Annotated in this window: 21 protein-coding genes; 13 read left to right on the plus strand and 8 right to left on the minus strand. The window is 55.3% G+C overall.

The features are described 5' to 3' along the window. Positions 1–534 precede the first annotated feature (534 nt). Positions 535–1236, plus strand: a complete 702-nt coding sequence (locus GT756_RS24250; protein WP_004202329.1) for a FadR/GntR family transcriptional regulator — start codon at positions 535–537, stop codon at positions 1234–1236. A 12-nt stretch (positions 1237–1248) separates the two neighbouring features. Continuing rightward, positions 1249–2646 (plus strand): multidrug transporter subunit MdtD, encoded by a 1398-nt coding sequence (gene mdtD / locus GT756_RS24255; RefSeq protein ID WP_004202328.1) that lies wholly within the window; start codon positions 1249–1251, stop codon positions 2644–2646. Here mdtD and rbsR read toward each other — a convergent pair. From rbsR to kup, 7 genes are all read right to left on the minus strand, one after another. After that, entirely contained in the window at positions 2643–3635 is a 993-nt protein-coding gene (gene rbsR, locus GT756_RS24260; protein WP_004202326.1) for a ribose operon transcriptional repressor RbsR, read from the minus strand. The two genes, mdtD and rbsR, sit on opposite strands and share 4 nt — an antisense overlap. Before the next feature lie 3 nt (positions 3636–3638). Beyond that, the gene (rbsK, locus tag GT756_RS24265; RefSeq protein ID WP_004202324.1) at positions 3639–4568 is read right to left on the minus strand and encodes a ribokinase; all 930 of its coding nucleotides are present in this window, start codon (positions 4566–4568) and stop codon (positions 3639–3641) included. Positions 4569–4670: 102 nt separating this feature from the next. After that, complete coding sequence (gene rbsB / locus GT756_RS24270; protein ID WP_004202323.1) at positions 4671–5561, minus strand: ribose ABC transporter substrate-binding protein RbsB; 891 nt, start codon at positions 5559–5561, stop codon at positions 4671–4673. A gap of 27 nt (positions 5562–5588) precedes the next feature. Then, a complete protein-coding gene (rbsC, locus tag GT756_RS24275) occupies positions 5589–6554 on the minus strand; it encodes a ribose ABC transporter permease (protein WP_004202322.1) in 966 nt (321 codons plus the stop codon). Positions 6555–6559: 5 nt separating this feature from the next. Then, the gene (rbsA, locus tag GT756_RS24280; protein WP_004202321.1) at positions 6560–8065 is read right to left on the minus strand and encodes a ribose ABC transporter ATP-binding protein RbsA; all 1506 of its coding nucleotides are present in this window, start codon (positions 8063–8065) and stop codon (positions 6560–6562) included. Positions 8066–8075: 10 nt separating this feature from the next. Then, complete coding sequence (rbsD, locus tag GT756_RS24285) at positions 8076–8495, minus strand: D-ribose pyranase (protein WP_004202320.1); 420 nt, start codon at positions 8493–8495, stop codon at positions 8076–8078. 185 nt (positions 8496–8680) lie between these two features. Next, positions 8681–10549: a low affinity potassium transporter Kup gene (gene kup, locus GT756_RS24290; protein ID WP_004202319.1), complete on the minus strand. Its 1869-nt coding sequence runs from the start codon at positions 10547–10549 to the stop codon at positions 8681–8683. Positions 10550–10766: 217 nt separating this feature from the next. Between kup and ravA the strand changes: the two genes are divergently transcribed. Next, positions 10767–12266 carry an ATPase RavA gene (gene ravA, locus GT756_RS24295; RefSeq protein WP_004202318.1) on the plus strand — a complete coding sequence of 500 codons (1500 nt, stop codon included), beginning with the start codon at positions 10767–10769 and terminating at the stop codon, positions 12264–12266. After that, complete coding sequence (gene viaA / locus GT756_RS24300) at positions 12263–13711, plus strand: ATPase RavA stimulator ViaA (protein WP_160125109.1); 1449 nt, start codon at positions 12263–12265, stop codon at positions 13709–13711. The genes ravA and viaA overlap by 4 nt, the downstream gene beginning before the upstream one ends. Positions 13712–13714: 3 nt before the next feature. On the opposite strand, the gene asnA is transcribed toward viaA, so the two are convergent. After that, complete coding sequence (gene asnA, locus GT756_RS24305; RefSeq protein ID WP_004202316.1) at positions 13715–14707, minus strand: aspartate--ammonia ligase; 993 nt, start codon at positions 14705–14707, stop codon at positions 13715–13717. A 151-nt stretch (positions 14708–14858) separates the two neighbouring features. On the opposite strand from asnA, the gene asnC reads away from it, so the two are divergent. The 9 genes from asnC to atpH all read left to right on the plus strand — a co-directional run bounded on the left by asnC (position 14859) and on the right by atpH (position 22038). Beyond that, positions 14859–15317 (plus strand): transcriptional regulator AsnC, encoded by a 459-nt coding sequence (gene asnC, locus GT756_RS24310; protein WP_002882510.1) that lies wholly within the window; start codon positions 14859–14861, stop codon positions 15315–15317. A gap of 92 nt (positions 15318–15409) precedes the next feature. Further along, positions 15410–15850 carry an FMN-binding protein MioC gene (gene mioC, locus GT756_RS24315; RefSeq protein ID WP_017899651.1) on the plus strand — a complete coding sequence of 147 codons (441 nt, stop codon included), beginning with the start codon at positions 15410–15412 and terminating at the stop codon, positions 15848–15850. Positions 15851–16231: 381 nt separating this feature from the next. After that, positions 16232–18121, plus strand: a complete 1890-nt coding sequence (mnmG, locus tag GT756_RS24320) for a tRNA uridine-5-carboxymethylaminomethyl(34) synthesis enzyme MnmG (protein ID WP_004202313.1) — start codon at positions 16232–16234, stop codon at positions 18119–18121. Positions 18122–18236: 115 nt separating this feature from the next. Then, complete coding sequence (gene rsmG / locus GT756_RS24325) at positions 18237–18860, plus strand: 16S rRNA (guanine(527)-N(7))-methyltransferase RsmG (protein ID WP_004202311.1); 624 nt, start codon at positions 18237–18239, stop codon at positions 18858–18860. A 616-nt stretch (positions 18861–19476) separates the two neighbouring features. Continuing rightward, the gene (gene atpI / locus GT756_RS24330; RefSeq protein WP_004202310.1) at positions 19477–19857 is read left to right on the plus strand and encodes a F0F1 ATP synthase subunit I; all 381 of its coding nucleotides are present in this window, start codon (positions 19477–19479) and stop codon (positions 19855–19857) included. Between the two features lie 8 nt (positions 19858–19865). Then, on the plus strand, positions 19866–20681 hold the full coding sequence (gene atpB / locus GT756_RS24335; RefSeq protein ID WP_004202309.1) for a F0F1 ATP synthase subunit A: 816 nt from the start codon (positions 19866–19868) through the stop codon (positions 20679–20681). Between the two features lie 48 nt (positions 20682–20729). Then, positions 20730–20969 (plus strand): F0F1 ATP synthase subunit C, encoded by a 240-nt coding sequence (gene atpE, locus GT756_RS24340; RefSeq protein ID WP_000429386.1) that lies wholly within the window; start codon positions 20730–20732, stop codon positions 20967–20969. Positions 20970–21019: 50 nt separating this feature from the next. Beyond that, complete coding sequence (gene atpF / locus GT756_RS24345; protein ID WP_004107293.1) at positions 21020–21490, plus strand: F0F1 ATP synthase subunit B; 471 nt, start codon at positions 21020–21022, stop codon at positions 21488–21490. Between the two features lie 14 nt (positions 21491–21504). Then, the gene (gene atpH / locus GT756_RS24350; protein WP_004202307.1) at positions 21505–22038 is read left to right on the plus strand and encodes a F0F1 ATP synthase subunit delta; all 534 of its coding nucleotides are present in this window, start codon (positions 21505–21507) and stop codon (positions 22036–22038) included. Positions 22039–22041 lie beyond the last annotated feature (3 nt).

Consider the following 22041-nt stretch of genomic DNA (forward strand, 5'->3'; position numbering starts at 1 on the left):
CATGTGTTAGGCCTGCCGCCAGCGTTCAATCTGAGCCATGATCAAACTCTTCAATTTAAGTTTGATGCTCAAAGAATTAAACTTCGTAATGAATTACGTGTTCACTCTTGAGACTTGGTATTCATTTATTGTCCGAAGACATTAAGAATCCATGTCACTTTGAGTGCCCACACAGATTGTCTGATAAATTGTTAAAGAGCAGTGCCGCTTCGTTTTTCGCTGCGGCGCGGGGTGTGCATATTACGCTTTCCCGCTGCAGAGTCAAGCATTTATTTTTGCTTTTCTCTGCGAGGTTCTCACCGGAACCCCGCTGACCCGGCGGCTTGCTTGCCGTTGTTCCGTGTCAGTGGAGGCGCATTATAGGGAGTAATTCCGAGGTGACAAGGGGAAATGCAAAAAAACTTTTCAACCGTCTCTTTTTTCAACAATGCGGCGAGGAATGTCGCAAAAAACCGCCGTTTTGCTGTTTTAACCGACGAAACGGGGCGCCTGGTGGCATACTGTTAGAGTAGAGAAAAGAAAGGAACGGCATTTATGTCTTTAAGCGCACAGCAACTGGCGGCACAAAAGAACATCTCCTGGGTACTAGCCGAGAAGCTCGCCCAAAAAATACTGACTGGCGAATATCAGCCGGAAAGCATTCTTCCCGGCGAAATGGAGTTAGGGGAGCAGTTCGGCGTGAGTCGTACCGCCGTCCGCGAAGCGGTGAAGACACTCACTGCAAAAGGCATGCTGCTGCCCCGCCCTCGCATTGGCACCCGGGTCATGCCGCGCAGCAGCTGGAACTTCCTTGATAAAGAGCTCCTCTCCTGGTGGCTAACAGAAGATAACTTCGAAGAGGTGGTGAGCCACTTTCTCGTCATGCGCAGCAGCCTGGAGCCACAGGCCTGTTTTCTCGCCGCCGCCCACGGCACCGCAGAGCAGAAAGCGCAGCTCAATACCCTAATGGAAGAGATGATTGCCCTGAAACGCCATTTTCAGCGCGATCGCTGGATAGCAGTCGATATGGCCTGGCATGAACATATCTATGAAATGAGCGGTAATCCTTTCCTCAGCTCATTCGCTTCTTTATTTCATTCGGTCTACCACACTTACTTCACATCAATTACGCAAAATGAAGTGGTGAAGCTCGATCTCCACCAGGCGATTGTCGATGCCATTCTCAACAGTGATGCGCCGGGTGCCTTACTTGCCTGCCAGGCGCTGCTAAACGCCCCCCACCACGTAAATCAATAACAAGGATTTGGCATGAGCGGAAAAAAAGGGCGCAGCATGGCCGGCCTGCCGTGGATTGCGGCGATGGCCTTCTTTATGCAGGCGCTGGATGCCACCATTCTTAACACTGCCCTCCCGGCTATCGCCCACAGCCTGAATCGTTCCCCGTTAGCAATGCAGTCGGCCATCATCAGCTATACGCTGACGGTGGCGATGCTGATCCCGGTCAGCGGCTGGCTGGCCGATCGCTTCGGCACGCGTCGGGTCTTTATCATCGCCGTTAGCCTGTTTACTCTCGGCTCCCTCGCCTGCGCGCTCTCCAGTTCATTAACGGAACTGGTCATTTTTCGCGTCATTCAGGGGATCGGCGGGGCGATGATGATGCCGGTGGCGAGGCTGGCCCTCCTGCGCGCCTATCCGCGCAGCGAACTGCTGCCGGTTCTGAACTTTGTCACCATGCCAGGACTGGTGGGACCGATTCTGGGTCCGGTGCTCGGCGGGGTATTTGTTACCTGGGCCAGCTGGCATTGGATTTTCCTGATAAACATACCCATCGGCGTGATCGGCATTCTGTACGCCCGTAAATACATGCCAAATTTCACAACGCCGCGCCGACGCTTCGATATAACCGGTTTTCTGTTATTTGGCTTAAGCCTGGTGTTATTTTCCAGCGGTATTGAACTGTTTGGCGAAAAAATTGTGGCGACATGGCTGGCGCTGGCGGTGATCGCAGTCAGTCTGATATTGCTCCTGGCCTATGTCCGTCACGCGCGCCGCCATCCTGCGCCGCTTATCTCGCTCTCTTTATTTAAGACCCATACGTTCTCGGTTGGCATTGCCGGCAACCTTGCCACGCGGTTGGGTACCGGTTGCGTGCCGTTTCTGATGCCGCTCATGCTACAGGTTGGCTTCGGCTATCCGGCTATTATCGCCGGCTGTATGATCGCCCCCACCGCTATCGGCTCGATTATTGCGAAATCTACCGTTACCCAGGTGCTGCGCTGGTTTGGCTATCGTAAGACCCTGGTGGGGATCACCGTGTTTATTGGCCTTATGATTGCCCAGTTCTCGCTGCAGTCGCCAGAAATGCCGCTGTGGATGCTTCTTCTGCCGCTGTTCGTGCTGGGGATGGCGATGTCCACGCAGTTTACCGCCATGAATACCATTACCCTGGCCGATCTGACGGATGACAATGCCAGCAGCGGCAACAGCCTGCTGGCCGTCACCCAGCAGCTTTCCATCAGTCTCGGGGTGGCCATCAGCGCTGCGGTGCTGCGCTTCTATGAAGGTTTTGACAGCGCCAGCACCGTAGAGCAGTTTCACTACACCTTTATTACCATGGGCGTGATAACCATCGTGTCGGCGCTGATGTTTATGCTGTTAAGAGCGAAGGATGGCCGCAACCTGATTAGCGAGCGGCACAAACGCTAAGCGGAACCGCGGACCACCAGCTCCGGGGTTAACTGTACGCGCTGCTGTTTTTGCTGCGGGTCGGCCATGCGATGGATCAGCACGTCGATGGCCAGTTCCCCCAGCTCATCTTTCGGTTGATGAATGGTGGTCAACGGCGGCGTCATATAGCGAGCCAGTTCAATATCATCGTAACCCACCAGCGCCATATCCTGCGGGATCTGCAGCCCGGCCTGGTATAACGCCTGATAAGCGCCAACCGCCATGGCATCGTTACCGACAAACACCGCCTGCGGCCGCTGCGGCAACGCCAGCAGCCGCTGCATCGCGCTAAACCCGCCGCCAAACTCAAAATCGCTGGTCACCACGTATCCCTCGGCTACGGGCAGACCGCAGCGCGCCATCGCGGCATGGTAACCTTCAAGGCGCAGACGCGCCGGGGTTTTATCCAGCGGGCCGGCAATGCAGGCGATGTGTGAATACCCTTGATCGATCAGGTACTGGGTCGCCATATCACCACCGAGCAGCGAGTTATCCTGAATCAGATCGCTATCGCCATCAAACGGCGCCCAGTCCATCATGACCGTCGGAACCGACGGATAGCGCTGCATAATTTCCGGAGAGGGTTGGTGGGTCTCAGTGCACAGCAGCAGTAATCCATCGACGCGTTTTTGCATTAACGTCTCCAGATTACGATTCATTCGCTGCTCATCACCTTCCGTATTACAGAGTACGAGACTATAACCCCGCTCAAAGCAGCTGCGCTCCACGCCCCGCACCAGCTCCGAATAAAACGGATTGGTACTGGCGGTGATCAGCATGCCGATGGTGCGGGTTTGATTAAGCTTGAGGCTACGCGCCAGCGCAGAGGGGGCGTAGTTAAGGCTTTTGATCGCGGCGTCGACTTTGGCGGTGATCGCCTCGCTGACAAAGCGGTCCTTATTGATGACGTGTGACACCGTCGATGTGGAAACGCCCGCTACGCGGGCCACATCTTTCATCGTAGCCAAGCATTACCCCTGTTGCGCTAAAAATTCATCGATCTCTGTGCGCCACGGCACGGAAGGCTGCGCGCCTTTGCGGGTTACGGCAATCGCCGCCGCGGCATGCGCAAAGCGGATCGCCTCCGGCAGGTCGGTCCCTTCCAGCAGCGCGGTTACCAGCGCGCCGTTGAAGGTGTCGCCGGCGGCGATAGTATCAATAGCCTGCACACGAAACCCTGGGATCCGGCGGCTTTCGCCTTCGGCACTGAGCCAGACGCCGCGGCTGCCGAGGGTGATCATCACGGTACCAATGCCTTTGGCATGCAGCACGTCGGCGGCTTTTGCCGCATCCTCGTCACTCTCAACGCGAATACCCGTCAGCTTTTCCGCTTCGGTTTCGTTGGGGGTAATGATATCCACCAGCGCCAGCAGTTCATCGGACAGTTCACGCGCTGGCGCGGGATTAAGCACCACGGTGGTCTGATGGTGATGGGCGATTTTCGCCGCCGCCAGCACGCTCTCCAGCGGTGACTCGAGCTGCATCAACAACGCCTGCGCGCTGGCGATCCGCGCTTTTTCCGCCTCTACCTGAGCGACGGATAATGCCGCATTGGCGCCGGCATGAATACCGATGACATTCTCACCTTCGGCGTTAACGAAGATTAACGCCACGCCGGTTGCTTCCCCGGCGACCGCGCGCACAGGCGCCACATCGATTTTATCGCTTGCCAGCTGGCGGCGGATGCGTTCACCGATGTCGTCATCGCCGGTGCAGGCGATAAACGCGATATCCGCCCCGCTGCGCCCGGCGGCCACCGCCTGGTTGGCCCCTTTCCCCCCGAACGCCAGCTGGTAGTGGTTGCCGGTGACGGTTTCACCCGGTGTCGGGAAAGCGTCAAGGTTGAGAATGTGATCGGCATTGATGCTGCCAAGGACGACAAGTTTGCCTGCAGTTTTCATCGTTTCTGTTCCCGGGAAAGCGCGCCACCGGCATCCGGTGGCGCATGCCCTGCTTTTCTTTTTTATATTGTCCCTCGGACCGTTGCCAGTCCGAATCGCATATTACTGCTTAACGACCAGCTTCAGCTCAACCGGGTAGTTAGCCTCCACTTTTTCGCCCTTCAGTACCTTATCAGCAGTCTCAACGCCTTTCGCGCCGATCTGCTCCGGCAACTGTGCGACGGTCGCCGCCAGTTTGCCACTGTTTACTGCTTTTTCGCCATCCGGAGTGCCGTCAAATCCAACCACCATCACATCGGACTTGCCTGCGGTCTGCAGCGCGCGCAGGGCGCCGAGCGCCATTTCATCATTCTGCGCGAACACCGCCTGGACGTCAGGATGGGCGGTCAGCAGGTTCTGCATCACGTTCAGCCCTTTGGTACGGTCGAAATCGGCCGGCTGGCTGGCCAGAACATTGAACTTGTGCGCCGCCACAGCCTGTTTGAAGCCTTCGCCACGCTCGCGCGCCGCGGAAGTCCCGGCAATGCCCTGCAGCTCAATAACTTTCGCACTTTCACCCAGCTTTTTCGCGATGTAATCGCCCGCCATTTTTCCGCCCTGCACGTTGTCAGAGGCGATGTGGCTCACGACATCGCCTTTTGTCGCCTGACGGTCAAGGGTGATGACCGGGATTTTCGCCTGGTTCGCCATCTTCACAGCATTGCCGACGGCATCAGAGTCGGTGGGGTTGATCAGCAACAGCTTCGCGCCGCGCACCGTTAAATCCTGAACGTTAGCCAGCTCTTTCGCCGGGTTGTTCTGGGAATCGAGCACCACCAGGTTGTAGCCCAGTTTGTCAGCTTCTTTTTGCGCGCCGTCTTTCAGAGACACGAAAAACGGGTTGTTGAGAGTAGAGATAACCAGAGCGATGGTGTCTTTGGCCATCGCGTTCGCGCTAACGGTCGCACTTAGCGCAACAGCAGAGACCAGGGTCGCCAGTTTTTTCATATTCATAGTTAAGATGTCCTGTAGAGTTCTCAGTTACTGCTTTTTGTTATCTACCAGTACCGCCAGCAAAATCACCACCGCTTTAACGATCATCTGGTAATAGGAAGAAACGCCTAAAAGGTTCAAACCATTATTCAGGAAGCCAAGGATCAGCGCGCCAATCAGCGTGCCGACAATGCGTCCTTTGCCGCCCGCCAGGCTGGTGCCACCGAGCACGACTGCCGCAATGGCGTCCAGCTCATAGCCTGTCCCGGCCGTTGGCTGTGCGGAGGAGAGGCGCGCCACTTCGATAATCCCGGCCAGCGACGCCAGCATCCCGCACAACGCGTAAACGATAATTTTGACTTTATTGACGCTAATCCCGGACAGACGCGTCGCTGCCTCATTACCGCCAAGGGCATAGATATAACGGCCCAGGCGAGTATGGTGCAGCATGTACCAGGCCGCCAGGAAGACAATCGCCATGATCCATACCGGCGTCGGGATCCCCAGCGGACGCCCGATACCAAACCAGCCGAACAGATCGGCATTATCGCTAAAGCCGGTATTGATCGGGCTGCCGTTGGTGTACACCATGGTCACGCCGCGCAGCAGCAGCATCATCACCAGGGTGGCGATGAAAGCCTGCACGCGGCCTTTCGCCACAATCACCCCGGTGACTGCGCCGATCGCCGCACCTAATGCGAGGGCAGCAGCGACCGCCACCAGCGCATTCACCTCAATGCCAACGATCGACGCCGCCACCGCGCCGGTGAGCGCCAGCAGGGAACCGACGGACAGGTCGATCCCCGAGGTCAGTATGACCAACGTCATCCCTACCGCCATAATGGCGTTAACGGAGGTCTGCTGCAGAATATTGAACAGGTTATTGACGGTAAAAAAGTTGGGGCTCATGGTCGATACCACCGCGATCAGCACCAGCAGGGCAATCAGCGATTTTTGCTCCATCAGCCACGCTTTCGTGAAATAACGGCGACCAGAAACAGCCTGGGTTGTCATCTTTCTTACTCCTGATTCACACGGTTAAGCTTGCCCACAGCGGCAGCCATCAATACTTCCTGGGTGGCCTGCTCGCGTGTGAATTCACCGCCGAGATGCCCTTCATGCATCACTATGATGCGATCGCTCATGCCCAACACTTCCGGCATCTCGGAGGAGACCAGAATGATGCTCAGGCCATCGGCTTTGAACTGATTGATGAGCTGGTAGATCTCTTTCTTCGCCCCGACGTCGACGCCACGGGTCGGCTCATCGAGGATCAGGACCTTCGGCCGGGTCATCAGCCCGCGGGCGATGGCGACCTTTTGCTGGTTGCCGCCGGAGAGCAGGCCGATCGCCTGCTCCATGGACGGCGTTTTCACGTTAAACAGCCGGATGAAATCACTGACCGCCTGCTGTTCATCTTTATGCTTGAGGCTCCCTCCCGTCCGGCTAAAGTAGCGCAAGGCGGTCAGGGACATATTTTCTTTTACCGACATCCCGAGCACTAAGCCGTCGCGCTTACGGTCTTCGGAGATATAGACAATGCCGTTCGCCAGACCATCCTGCGGCGAACGGGTCACCACTTCGTGACCGTCGAGCGTCACAGAGCCGCTGCTGCGCGGCAGTGCGCCATACAACACTTTCATCAGCTCGGTCCGCCCGGCGCCCATCAGCCCGGCGACGCCGAGGATTTCCCCCTGGCGCAGGGTAAAGGTCACGTTTTCCACGCCCGGGCCGCAGAGATTATCGACTTTCAGACGCACCGCGCCCGGCGCCTTAGCCAGATGCGGATACTGATCTTCCAGCTTCCGGCCAACCATCATTTCGATCAGACGGTCTTCATCCAGCGAGGAGACCTCGCGTTCGGCGATAAACTGCCCGTCGCGGAACACGGTCACGTCGTCGCAAATCTCGAAGATCTCTTTCATGCGGTGGGAGATGTAGACGATGCCGCGCCCCTGCGATTTTAGTTCGCGGATCACGCGGAACAGCGATTCGGTTTCGGTATCGGTCAGCGCGTCGGTCGGTTCATCCATAATGATGACCTTCGACTCGAAGCTCAGCACTTTGGCGATCTCCACCATTTGCTGATCGCCAATCGACAAATCGCCCACCAGCTTCTGGCTGGTAAAACGGAGATTCAGCTTCGCCAGCAGCTTGTCGGCTTCGGCATACATCCGCTTCCAGTCGATTTTGCCAAAGCGGTTAACGAACTCGCGGCCAAGGAAGATGTTCTCGGCGATCGTCAACTGCGGGATCAGGTTCAGTTCCTGATGGATAATGCCGATCCCGGCTTCCTGGGAAGATTTTGGGCCGTTAAAGGTGGTCTCTTTACCGAGCCATAATAAAGCGCCGGCGTCACGGGTGTAGATCCCGGTCAGCACTTTCATCATGGTGGATTTACCGGCGCCGTTCTCACCCACCAGCGCCATCACCCGGCCAGGATAGACATTCAGCGAGGCGCCGGAGAGCGCCTTGACGCCAGGGAACGCTTTATCGATCCCTTTCAGTTGCAATAAGGCTTCCATGACGGCGACCTCAGAACGTAACGCCGGCACAGAGAATGATATTCGCGAACGGGGAACACTCCCCGCTGCGAATTACCGCCTGACTGTCTGCGGTTTGTTTTTTGAACTGCTCATGACTGGTGTAACGAATTTCAATGGTATTTCCCTGGTGCTGCTGAAGCTGCTCAAGATGGTTGAGCAACGTCGCGTGGAGCTGCGGATTATGCGTCTTAATTTCCTCCGCGATGACAGCCGCTTCAACCTGCATTTCCGTCGTCACCACTTCCAGAACCTGCATAAATGAAGGTACGCCCTGGGTTAACGCCATATCGATGCGCGCGCTGCTGCGGGGAACCGGCAATCCGGCATCGCAGACCACCAGCGTATCGGTGTGACCCAGGCGGGAGATGACCGCGGAAATATCAGCGTTAAGTACGGTGCCTTTTTTCATTTTTTCTCTTTTGCTCCACTAGCGAAACGTTTCGCTACAATAATTATTATCAATGTGTGAGCAGAAAACCATCACCAGAAGAGAGAAATGTGATCGCCATCGAAACGTTTCGCGAGACAGCGACAGGACATGACAAACGGAGTGAGAAACAAAAAGCCCTTCGCAACGGAAGGGCTTTTTTGACATCAGATTTCGACCTGAGTACCGAGCTCGATAACCCGGTTTGGCGGGATTTCAAACTGATCCGGCGCGCGCAGGGCGTTACGCTGCAACAGCAGATAAAGCTTGCCGCGCAGACGCAGATACCACGGCCGTTTGCCGATAATCAACGACTCATGGGACATAAAGAACGAGGTCTCCATCATCCGGCAGCTGAGTCCTTCCAGGCCACAGCGATGGAACACCTCTTCGACATTTGGCGTTTCCCGCCAGCCGTAGCTGGCCACCACCCGCCAGAACGAGGGCGACAGCTGCTCAATCTGCACCCGGCGAACGTTATGCACGTAAGGCGCGTCCTCGGTGCGCAGGGTCAGGAGGATCACTCGCTCATGCAGCACCTTGTTGTGCTTCAGGTTATGCAGCAGGGCAAACGGGATCACGTTCAGGGCGCGGGACATATACACCGCGGTACCCGGGACGCGTACCGGCGGCGATTTCTCCAGTGAAGAGATCATCGCTTCCAGCGAGTTGCCGTGCTCGTGCATCCGACGCAGCAGGCGGAAGCGCTCGCTCTTCCAGGTGGTCATCACCGTAAACATCACCAGACCCAGGGATAACGGCAGCCAGCCGCCGGAGACAATCTTATCGAGGTTCGCCGAGAACAGCGGAACATCAATGCACAGGAAGGCCACCAGCATCAGCCCAACGAACAGCTTATTCCAGTGCCAGTTTTTGCGCGCCACCGTTGCCGAAAGGATGGAGGTCAGCACCATGGTGCCCGTTACCGCGATACCGTACGCCGCCGCCAGGTTAGAGGAGTGCTCGAAGCTGACGATGACGATCACTACCGAGACATACAGCAGCCAGTTAATAAACGGGATATAGATCTGCCCGGACTCCATTTCCGAGGTGTGGATGATGCGCATCGGCGACAGATAGCCCAGACGCACCGCCTGACGGGTTAAGGAGAAGACCCCGGAGATCACCGCCTGCGAGGCGATAACCGTCGCCAGCGTGGCGATAATCAGCATCGGGATCAGCGCCCACTCCGGCGCCAGCAGGAAGAACGGGTTTTTAATCGCTTCCGGATGCTTAAGCAGCAATGCCCCCTGGCCAAAATAGTTCAGCACCAGCGAAGGCAGTACGACGGAGAACCAGGCGACGCGGATGGGCAGTTTGCCGAAGTGCCCCATATCGGCGTACAGCGCTTCCACCCCGGTAATCGACAGCACCACCGCGCCAAGCGCAATAAAGGAAACGGTCTTGTACTGTAGGAAGAAGTGCACCGCCCAGTAGGGGTTCAGCGCCTGCAGAACTTCCGGGTTAGCGTAAATGCTTCGCGCGCCAAGCACCGCCAGCAACAGGAACCAGATCAGCATAATCGGCGCAAACAGCTTGCCGACCATCCCGGTCCCGTGCTTCTGGATCATAAACAGCAGGGTAAGCACGATAATGGAGATCGGCACAATCCAGCTATCGAGCTGCGGGGCGATAATTTCTAACCCCTCTATCGCCGACATGACCGAAATCGCCGGGGTTATCACCACTTCGCCATAGAAGAAACTGCCGCCGATCAGGCCGAGGATCACCAGCACAGAGGTCATCCGCGCCGAGGTATTGCGTCCGGCCAGTGACATCAGCGTTAAGATCCCGCCTTCCCCGGCGTTATCCGCCCGCATCACGAAGGTGATGTATTTAATCGATACGGTAAAGATTAACAGCCAGAAAATCAGCGACAAAAAGCCAAAAACGGCATCGCGCTCAACGCCAAAGCCAAACTGACCTGACAGGCATTCACGCAGGGTATACAGTGGACTGGTACCGATATCACCGTACACCACGCCGATGGCCGCCAGCGTTAACGCCGGCAACGATTGTTTATTATCAGTGCTCATAGACTAGTCTTTTCGTTTATAAAACAAATGTGTGCCTAGTCCCTTGGCCCACAAAAAGCGCACAGTATGCACGATTATTTGTGAAATCGTACCCCTAACAGACACCATATTAACCTGGCTCAAAAAAAATAAATCGATTCTTCAGGCTATTACCGCCCCTGCTCTAACATCTATACTCGTCCCAATAACGATACATGACAAAGCACGCAACTCAATTATGGCTCAAACACATTTACTGGCTGAAAGAATTTCCCGACTCAGCGCGGCACTCGAAAAAGGACTCTTTGAACGCAGCCACGCGATACGCCTGTGCCTGCTGGCGGCGCTCAGCGGCGAGAGCGTATTTTTGCTCGGTCCGCCGGGGATCGCCAAAAGCCTGATTGCCCGCCGCCTCAAGTTCGCCTTCCAGCAGGCGCGCGCTTTTGAATACCTGATGACCCGCTTTTCCACCCCGGAAGAGGTTTTTGGCCCACTGTCCATTCAGGCGCTGAAAGATGAAGGGCGCTACGAGCGTTTAACCGCCGGCTACCTGCCGGAAGCAGAAATCGTGTTCCTCGATGAAATATGGAAAGCGGGTCCGGCTATCCTCAACACCCTGCTGACGGCGATTAACGAACGTCACTTCCGCAATGGCGCTCACGAAGAGAAAATCCCAATGCGCCTGCTGGTGGCCGCCTCGAACGAACTCCCCGAAGCCGACAGCAGCCTGGAAGCGCTGTATGACCGAATGCTGATCCGTCTGTGGCTTGATAAAGTGCAGGATAAAGGAAATTTCCGTTCGATGCTGGTCAGCCAGCAGGATGAAAACAGCAATCCGGTGCCCAGCGCGCTGCAGGTAAGCGACGAGGAGTTTACGCAATGGCAGCAGCAGATCGGCAATATCAAACTACCGGACGCGGTGTTTGAGCTGATATTCCAGCTGCGCCAGCAGCTGGATGCCCTGCCAAACGCGCCGTACGTTTCAGATCGCCGCTGGAAAAAGGCCATTCGCCTGCTGCAGGCCAGCGCCTTCTTCAGCGGCCGCGACAGCATCGCGCCGATAGATCTTATCCTGCTGAAAGATTGTCTGTGGCACAACGTCGAGAGCATGCACCTGATGTCGCAGCAGCTGGAAACGCTGATGACCTGCCACGCCTGGCAGCAGCAGGCAATGCTGACGCGGCTCGGGGCGATTGTGCAGCGACGCATTCAAATCCAACAGCAGCAAAGTGACAAAACGGCGCTAAAGGTCACCCGCCTTGGCGGCATGTTTAGCCGCAAGCCGCACTATGAGCTGCCGGCGGAGATCCAGGGATCCACCCTGACCCTGCTGCTGCAGCAGCCGCTCAAACTTCACGATATGGAAGTGATCCACATTACTTTTGAGCGCGAGGCGTTAGCCAGCTGGCTGGAAAAAGGCGGCGAGATCCGCGGCAAGCTCAACGGGATCGGCTTTGCCCAACTGCTCAATATGGATGTCGACACCAGCCAGCATCTGGTCGTTCGCGACGTCAGCCTGCAGGGCTCACGCCTCGCGCTGCCCGGCAGCGCGTCGCAGGAGAACATGCCGGCGGAAATTCGCCAGCAGCTGGAGGCGCTGGACGATGAGTGGCACCAGCAACATAACCGCTTCAGCGAGCAGCAGAAGTGCCTGTTTATCCCGGTCGAGTGGCTGGGAAGAATCGAAGCCAGCCTGCAGGACGTCGGCGCGCAGATTAAACAGGCGAAGCAGCCATGACGCTGGATATGCTGAATGTCATGCTGGCAGTCAGCGAAGAGGGAATGATCGAGGAGATGCTGCTGGCGCTGCTGGCCTCTCCGCAGCTGGCGGTTTTCTTTGAGAAATTTCCCCGCCTGAAAAACATCATCGCGGCGGATATTCCGCGCTGGCGGGAAGCCGTTCGCGCCCGCTTAAAAGAGGTTAACATCCCGCCGGATCTGGACGCCGAAGTACAAACCTATCAGCAGGCTCAACTGCTCTCTACCTCACAGTTTATCGTCCAGCTACCGCAGATCCTCGGCAAGCTGCACCAGCTCCAGTCCCCTTTTGCCGCCCAGGCGCAGAAGCTGGTGGACGACAATGCTACCTTTACCCCGGCGCTGCATACGCTGTTTTTACAGCGCTGGCGCCTAAGCCTGGTGGTGCAAGCCACCAGCCTTAATCAGCAGTTGCTGGATGAGGAGCGCGATCAGTTGCTCAGTGAGGTCCAGGAACGAATGACACTCAGCGGTCAGCTCGATCCGGTGCTGGCGGAGAATGACACCGCCGCCGGACGCCTGTGGGATATGAGTGCCGGCGAACTGAAACGTGGCGACTATCAGCTGATTGTGCGCTATGGCGATTTTCTTAACCAGCAGCCGGAGCTGCAGCAGCTGGCGGAACAACTGGGGCGTTCACGGGAAGCGAAATCCGTGCCGAAGAAAGACGCGCCGATGGAGACCTTCCGTAGTCTGGTGCGCGAGCCAGCGACGGTGCCGGAACAGGTCGACGGCCTCCAGCAGAGCGATGATATTCTGCGCCTGCTGCCGCCGGAGCTGGCGACGCTCGGCATCACGGAGCTGGAGTTTGAATTTTATCGCAAGCTGGTGGAGAAACAGCTCCTGACTTACCGGCTGCACGGTGACGCCTGGCGCGAAAAAATCACCGAACGCCCGGTGACGCGGCAGGATTTTGATGAACAGCCTCGCGGGCCCTTTATTGTCTGCGTCGATACCTCAGGATCGATGGGCGGTTTTAACGAGCAGTGCGCCAAAGCCTTTTGTCTGGCCCTGATGCGCGTCGCGCTGGCGGATAACCGCCGCTGCTTTATTATGCTGTTCTCCAGCGAAGTGGTGCACTACGAACTGACCTGCGAGGGCGGCCTGGAGCAGGCGATCCGCTTTCTGAGCCAGCGCTTTCGCGGCGGCACCGATCTGGCCAGCTGTTTTCGCGCCATTATTGAACGTCTGCAAAACCCGCAGTGGGTGGATGCGGATGCCGTGGTGATCTCCGACTTTATTGCCCAGCGGTTGCCGGATGAGGTGATTGCGCAGGTGGGGGAGCTACAGCGAAAGCATCAGCACCGTTTTCACGCGGTGGCGATGTCGGTACACGGCAAACCCGGCATCATGCGCATCTTCGATCATATCTGGCGCTTTGATACCGGGTTGCGTAGCCGCCTGCTGCGACGCTGGCGGCGCTAATCGTTACAGCAGCGCGGGAACGCTTTCGCGAACCTGTGCCGGCCATACGCCGCACTGCACCTGGCCGATATGGTCGAGCTGCAGCAGCAGCATCGTCAGGCGAGACTGGCCAATGCCGCCGCCGATAGTCTGCGGCATCTCGCCGCGCAGCAGCGCCTGGTGCCACTCCAGTTGCAGGCGATCTTCGTCGCCAGTCAGCGCCAGCTGGCGTTTTAGCGCCGCGGCGTCAACGCGGATCCCCATTGATGAGATCTCGAACGCATCTTCCAGCACCGGGTTCCACACCAGGATATCGCCGTTCAGTCCGGCAAAGCCTTCAGAAACCTCAGTGCTCCAGTCATCATAATCCGGCGCACGTACATCATGGCGCTTGCCATCAGAGAGTTTGCCGCCGATGCCGATTAAGAAGACGGCGCCCAGCTCTTTGGCAATCGCTCGCTCGCGGCCTTTGGCATCAAGATCCGGATAGCGACTCAGCAGCGCCTGGCTGTGAACAAAGTGGATCTGTTCCGGCAGGAACGGCGTCAGGCCAAATTCCTGGCTGACCGCCAGCTCGGTGGCTTTAATCCCGGCGTAGATCGCTTCGACGGTCGCCTTCAGCGTGCCGACGTGGCGCTCTTCATCCCCCATCACCCGCTCCCAGTCCCACTGGTCGACATAGACGGAGTGGATCGGCGTAAGACGGTCTTCATCGGGGCGAAGGGCCTTCATGTGCGTGTACAGCCCTTCGCCCGCGCTGAAGTCGTGTTGTCCCAGGGTTTGACGCTTCCATTTCGCCAGCGAATGAACCACTTCGAACTGGGCGTCGGGCAGTGTTTTCACTTTCACCTGAACCGCTTTCTCGCAGCCGGACAAGTTATCCTGCGTCCCATCGCCCACGCGGCTTAAGATTGGCGCCTGGACTTCAATCAGGCCAAGCTTCTCTTCCAGCTGACGGGAAAAATGGGATTTAACGAAACTGATCTGGCGTTGTTTTGCGATATAAGCGGTTTTCATTTTTATGACTCCTGCGTCCTGTTGCCATTGATTAAGCAACAAAACAGGCCGCCAATACAATAATCAATCAATAAAAAGGCTCGTCAACTTTTAATTCAACAAAATATAGAGCTAAAATAGTAAGAACCGTCAAACTTCATAAGAAAAAGATATGGAAAATTATCAGATCGACAATCTGGACCGCGGCATTCTCGATGCGCTCATGGCCAACGCCCGTACCGCCTATGCCGAACTGGCCAAACAATTCAGCGTCAGCCCGGGCACTATTCATGTGCGCGTCGAAAAGATGAAACAGGCGGGCATCATTACTGGCGCGCGCATTGACGTCAGCCCCAAACAGCTGGGCTATGACGTCGGCTGCTTCATCGGCATTATTCTCAAGAGCGCCAAAGACTATCCCTCCGCCCTCGCCCGCCTGGAAAGCCTGGAGGAGGTGACCGAGGCTTACTACACCACCGGCCACTACAGCATCTTTATTAAGGTGATGTGTAAATCCATCGATGCCCTGCAGCAGGTACTTATCAACAAGATCCAAACAATTGATGAAATTCAGTCCACTGAAACCCTGATCGTGCTGCAGAACCCGATCATGCGCACCATTAAGCCCTGATCGTTTTTTTTAATCCCACATTTTTCCACAGGTAGATCCCAGCTCGCTCACAGCGTACAATACGCCACTCTGAACAGTTGAGCGGGCGATCTATGGCAGACATTACACTTATCAGCGGCAGCACCCTGGGCAGTGCGGAATACGTAGCGGAGCATCTGGCAGAAAAGCTGGAAGAAGCAGGCTACAGCACTGAAATCCAGCACGGCCCGCTGGTGGACGATCTGCAGGCGCAAGGGATCTGGTTAGTTATCTCTTCCACCCATGGCGCCGGCGACATTCCCGACAACCTGGTTCCCTTCTATGACGCACTGCTGGCGCAGCAGGCCGATCTTTCCGCCGTGCGCTTTGGCGCCATCGGGATCGGCAGCCGTGAATACGACACTTTTTGCGGCGCGATCGATAAATTAGAAGCGGCGCTGAAGGCCTGCGGGGCAAAACAGATCGGCGAGACCCTGAAGATCAACGTGCTGGAACATGAAATTCCGGAGGATCCGGCGGAAATCTGGCTGGGATCCTGGAAAAATTTGCTCTGAGAATTGTAAAGATCGTCCGTTCTCCTGTGGATAACCATGCTTAAAAGCTTGGATCAACCGGTAGTTATCCAAAGAATAACCGGAGTATGGTTTTTGAGCTGTGCATAACCCTTCATTCTGATCCCAGCTTATACGGACCAGGATCACCGATCATTCACAGATAGTGATCCTTCTTAAGCTTTTGATCTTACTTCGTGGATCCGACTTATCCACAAAGTGAGTCGATCCTAATAAAAGATCACAATAGAACAGATCTCTATATAAAGATCTTCTTTTTAATACTCAGGATCCCGGAGTCTTTCTCAAAAGACCAAAGCCGAGTAGAATCCACGGCCCGGGCTTCAATCCATTTTCAAACCGCGTTATGCGAGGCAGACCACCATGTTTTATCAGGATCCTTTTGACGTCATTATCATTGGCGGGGGTCACGCAGGCACTGAGGCCGCAATGGCCGCAGCGCGTATGGGTCAACAGACCCTGCTTTTGACACACAATATCGACACGCTGGGGCAGATGAGCTGCAACCCGGCGATTGGCGGCATTGGGAAAGGACACCTGGTAAAAGAAGTGGACGCGCTCGGCGGTCTGATGGCCAAAGCGATCGATCAGGCAGGCATTCAGTTTAGGATACTAAACGCCAGCAAAGGCCCCGCGGTGCGCGCCACTCGCGCCCAGGCTGACCGCGTGCTGTACCGTCAGGCGGTACGCACTGCGCTGGAGAACCAGCCGAACCTGATGATCTTCCAGCAGGCAGTGGAAGATCTGATTGTCGAAAACGATCGTGTCGTAGGCGCGGTCACCCAGATGGGCCTCAAATTCCGTGCTAAAGCGGTGGTACTGACCGTCGGGACCTTCCTTGACGGCAAAATCCATATTGGTCTGGATAACTACAGCGGCGGACGCGCCGGCGACCCGCCGTCGATCCCGCTGTCTCGTCGCCTGCGTGAACTGCCGCTGCGCGTAAGCCGGCTGAAAACCGGGACCCCGCCGCGCATTGACGCGCGCACCATCGATTTCAGCGTGCTGGCGCAACAGCATGGCGATAACCCAATGCCGGTCTTCTCGTTTATGGGATCTGCCGATCAGCATCCGCGTCAGGTGCCGTGCTATATCACCCACACTAACGAGAAAACCCATGACGTGATCCGCAATAACCTCGATCGCAGCCCCATGTACGCCGGGGTGATCGAAGGGATCGGTCCACGCTACTGCCCGTCGATCGAAGACAAAGTCATGCGTTTTGCCGATCGCAACCAACATCAGATCTTCCTCGAACCGGAAGGCCTGACCTCAAACGAAATTTATCCGAACGGCATCTCCACCAGCCTGCCGTTCGATGTGCAAATGCAAATCGTCCGCTCGATGCAGGGGATGGAGAATGCGCGGATCGTCCGTCCTGGCTACGCTATTGAGTACGATTTCTTCGACCCGCGCGATCTGAAGCCGACGCTCGAGAGCAAATTCATTCAGGGTCTGTTCTTCGCCGGTCAGATCAACGGCACCACCGGTTATGAAGAAGCTGCGGCTCAGGGTCTGCTGGCCGGTCTTAACGCAGCTCGTTTCTCGGCGGAAAAAGAGGGCTGGGCACCGCGTCGCGATCAGGCCTACCTCGGCGTGCTGGTGGATGACCTGTGTACTCTGGGTACCAAAGAACCGTACCGCATGTTTACCTCTCGTGCTGAATATCGTCTGATGCTGCGCGAAGACAACGCCGACCTGCGTCTGACTGAGCAGGGGCGTGAACTGGGTCTGGTGGATGATGAACGCTGGGCGCGTTACAACGAGAAGCTGGAAAGCATTGAGCGTGAACGCCAGCGCCTGAAATCGACCTGGGTGAACCCTCAGGCTGAGAGCGCTAACGAAGTGAACGCTCACCTGACCGCGCCGCTGTCGCGCGAAGCCAGCGGTGAAGATCTGCTGCGTCGTCCGGAAATGACCTACGAGCAGCTGGTTCAGCTCTCGCCGTTCGCGCCGGGGCTGGAAGATCGGCAGGCGGCTGAGCAGGTTGAGATCCAGGTGAAGTATGAAGGCTATATCGCGCGCCAGCAGGATGAGATCGAGAAACAGCAGCGCAACGAGAATACCTTGTTACCGGCGACACTCGACTACCGTCAGGTCACCGGACTGTCTAATGAAGTGATCGCTAAACTAAACGACCATAAACCGTCGTCGATAGGGCAGGCGTCACGTATTTCCGGGATCACCCCGGCGGCGATCTCTATTTTGCTGGTTTGGTTGAAAAAGCAGGGGATGCTGCGTCGCAGCGCCTGATTGCGGCAGCCTGCCGCGCTGATTTCCCAGTTGCATAATCAGCGTTCGCCTTTATCATTCCTGGCCCGGTAAGCGTTAGCGCCTCCGGGCTCATTATTTTTTGAAGGTACTTACCGTGCTCAACAAACTTTCTCGTCTGCTGGATGAAGCGGGTATTTTGCTCACCGATCACCAGAAAAATCAGCTGGTGGCTTACGTCGGGCTGCTCGATAAGTGGAACAAAGCCTATAACCTGACCTCCGTTCGCGATCCAAATGAGATGCTGGTGCGTCATATCCTGGACAGCATCGTCGTCGCGCCTTATCTGCAGGGCTCGCGCTTTATCGATGTCGGTACGGGACCGGGGCTGCCTGGGATCCCGTTGGCTATCGTGCGCCCGGAGTCGCATTTCACCCTGCTGGACAGCCTTGGCAAACGCGTGCGCTTCCTGCGTCAGGTGCAGCATGAGCTGAAGCTGGATAACGTTACCCCGGTGCAGAGCCGCGTGGAAGCTTTCCCGGCTGAGCCGCCGTTTGATGGCGTGATAAGCCGCGCCTTCGCATCGCTTAATGATATGGTGAGCTGGTGCCATCATTTGCCGGCCGCGAACGGTCACTTCTATGCGCTCAAAGGGTTAGCGCAAAAAGACGAAATGGAAAACCTGCCGGAAGGGTATGCCATAGCCGAGGTCATTGAGCTACATGTTCCTCAGCTGGAAGGGGAGCGGCACCTGGTGGTGATTACGCCAAAATCGAGTTAATTTTTATCAAAAAATGTGGAAAAAATGTGGCCCGTGAATGTTACAAAAATAAAGGACACCTCCCGTTCTTATCGGGCTGCATTTAACCATGTTTTTACTATGGTTTTTCTTGCGGTTAACTTAGCGTAACTGATTCACTGACAAAATAGTCAACTTTGAAAATATCAGGGTGCTAAAAATCGACAACGATAAACAGCATAGCGATGTTAAATTTTTATTATAAATGTCAATAAAAGGTTTTTATTGTATGTGGGGTTGTTTTAGATAATGTCCTCACTTTTTATCTTGAATATCAAAAGCATGAAAAATAGTGTTTTATGTCCTTGATTCATTAAAGGGCGCTTGAAATGTTTATTATGTGATCTAATGCACGCTTTAATTGCCGTGTTTCCACGTTATTTGCAGTTTTGTATGACCGCTCACAGAACGCTGAAATGCGCGGAAAGTTGTCCGTTGGAAAATAATTAAACATTTATTCACTATTTTGCTACTTATTGTTTGAAATCACGGGGCGTCACCGTATAATTTGTCCGCTTTTTGATGCTTGACTCTTCGTCTTAAAGGACGTTTTATACGACACGCGACATACCTCAAAGGGAGCAGGAGTAAAAACGTGATGTCAGTGTCGCTCTTGAGTCGAAACGTTGCTCGCAAGCTTCTGTTTATTCAGTTACTGGCAGTAATGGCAAGTGGACTGCTGTTCAGCCTCAAAGACCCCTTCTGGGGCATTTCCGCGGTATGCGGCGGTTTGGCAGTGGTTTTGCCAAATCTGATGTTTATGATTTTTGCCTGGCGTCATCAGGCGCATACACCAGCAAAAGGCCGTGTGGCCTGGACCTTCGCCTTCGGTGAAGCCTTCAAGGTGTTGCTGACCTTCGCCCTCCTGGCGGTGGCGCTGGCCGTTTTAAAAGTGGTATTTTTGCCACTGATCGTGACGTGGGTTTTGGTGCTGGTGGTACAAGTTCTGGCGCCAGCTGTAATCAACAACAAAGGGTAAAAGGCATCATGGCTTCAGAAAATATGACGCCGCAGGAATACATAGGTCACCATCTGAACAACCTTCAGATTGACCTGCGTACTTTCTCGCTGGTGGATCCGCACAACCCCCCGGCCACCTTCTGGACGCTCAACATTGACTCCATGTTCTTCTCGGTGGTTCTCGGTCTGCTGTTCCTGGCCATGTTCCGTAGCGTTGCTAAGAAAGCGACCAGCGGCGTACCAGGGAAATTCCAGACCTTCATCGAAATGATCATCGGCTTCGTCCATGGTAGCGTCAAAGACATGTACCATGGCAAGAGCAAGGTTATCGCGCCGCTGGCGCTGACCGTGTTCGTCTGGGTCTTCCTGATGAACCTGATGGACCTGCTGCCAATCGACCTGCTTCCTTATATCGGCGAACACATTTTCGGCCTGCCTGCACTGCGCGTGGTTCCGTCTGCTGACGTGAACATCACCCTGTCGATGGCGCTTGGCGTGTTCATCCTGATTCTTTTCTACAGCATCAAAATGAAAGGCGTGGGTGGGTTCGTTAAAGAACTGACCATGCAGCCGTTCAATCACTGGGCGTTCATTCCTGTCAACTTAATCCTTGAAGGGGTAAGCCTGCTGTCCAAACCGGTCTCTCTCGGTCTGCGACTGTTCGGCAACATGTATGCCGGTGAGCTGATTTTCATTCTGATTGCTGGTCTGTTGCCGTGGTGGTCACAGTGGGTTCTGAATGTGCCTTGGGCCATTTTCCACATTCTGATTATTACGCTGCAAGCCTTCATCTTCATGGTTCTGACGATTGTCTATCTGTCGATGGCGTCTGAAGAGCATTGATTTTTACCAACACTACTACGTTTTAACTGAAACAAACTGGAGACTGTCATGGAAAACCTGAATATGGATCTGCTGTACATGGCTGCCGCTGTGATGATGGGTCTGGCGGCAATCGGTGCTGCGATCGGTATCGGCATCCTCGGAGGTAAATTCCTGGAAGGCGCAGCGCGTCAGCCGGATCTGATCCCTCTGCTGCGTACTCAGTTCTTTATCGTTATGGGTCTGGTGGATGCTATCCCGATGATCGCTGTAGGTCTGGGTCTGTACGTGATGTTCGCCGTCGCGTAGTAAGTTGTTAGAAACCTAAGCCACAGAGTTAATTAAAGAGGTATTGTGCTGTGAACATGAACGCAACAATCCTCGGCCAGGCCATCGCGTTTGTTATCTTCGTATGGTTCTGCATGAAGTACGTATGGCCGCCTTTAATGGCTGCCATCGAAAAACGCCAGAAAGAGATTTCTGACGGTTTAGCTTCTGCAGAACGCGCTAAGAAAGATTTGGACCTTGCACAGGCCAACGCGACCGACCAGCTGAAAAAAGCGAAAGCGGAAGCCCAGGTAATCATTGAGCAGGCGAACAAGCGCCGCTCTCAGATTCTGGACGAAGCTAAAGCTGAAGCAGAACAGGAACGCACCAAAATCGTTGCACAAGCGCAGGCTGAAATTGATGCTGAGCGTAAACGTGCACGCGAGGAGCTGCGTAAGCAGGTCGCTATCCTGGCTGTTGCTGGCGCCGAGAAGATCATCGAACGTTCCGTGGATGAAGCTGCTAACAGCGACATCGTGGATAAACTTGTCGCTGAACTGTAAGGAGGGAGGGGCTGATGTCTGAATTTGTAACGGTAGCTCGCCCCTACGCCAAAGCAGCTTTTGACTTTGCCGTCGAACACAACAGTGTTGAACGCTGGCAGGATATGCTGGCGTTTGCCGCCGAAGTGACCAAAAACGATCAAATGGCAGAGCTTCTCTCCGGTGCTTTGGCGCCGGAAACGCTCTCAGAAGCGTTTATCGCTATCTGCGGCGAGCAACTTGACGAAAACGGCCAGAACCTGATTAAGGTGATGGCGGAAAATAATCGTCTGAAGGTGCTCCCGGACGTTCTTGAGCAATTCATTCACCTGCGCGCGGCCAGTGAGGCCATCGCAGAGGTAGAAGTCATATCTGCCAACCAACTGAGTGATGAACAGCTTGCCAGGATCGTCAGCGCGATGGAAAAACGTCTGTCACGCAAAGTTAAGCTGAATTGCAAAATCGATAAGTCTGTTATGGCAGGTATTATCATCCGTGCGGGTGATATGGTCATTGATGGCAGCGTACGCGGCCGTCTTGATCGCCTTGCAGACGTCTTGCAGTCTTAAGGG

The sequence above is a fragment of the Klebsiella sp. Q2 genome, assembly GCF_009900705.1.
In the GTDB taxonomy this organism is placed as follows: domain Bacteria; phylum Pseudomonadota; class Gammaproteobacteria; order Enterobacterales; family Enterobacteriaceae; genus Klebsiella; species Klebsiella quasipneumoniae.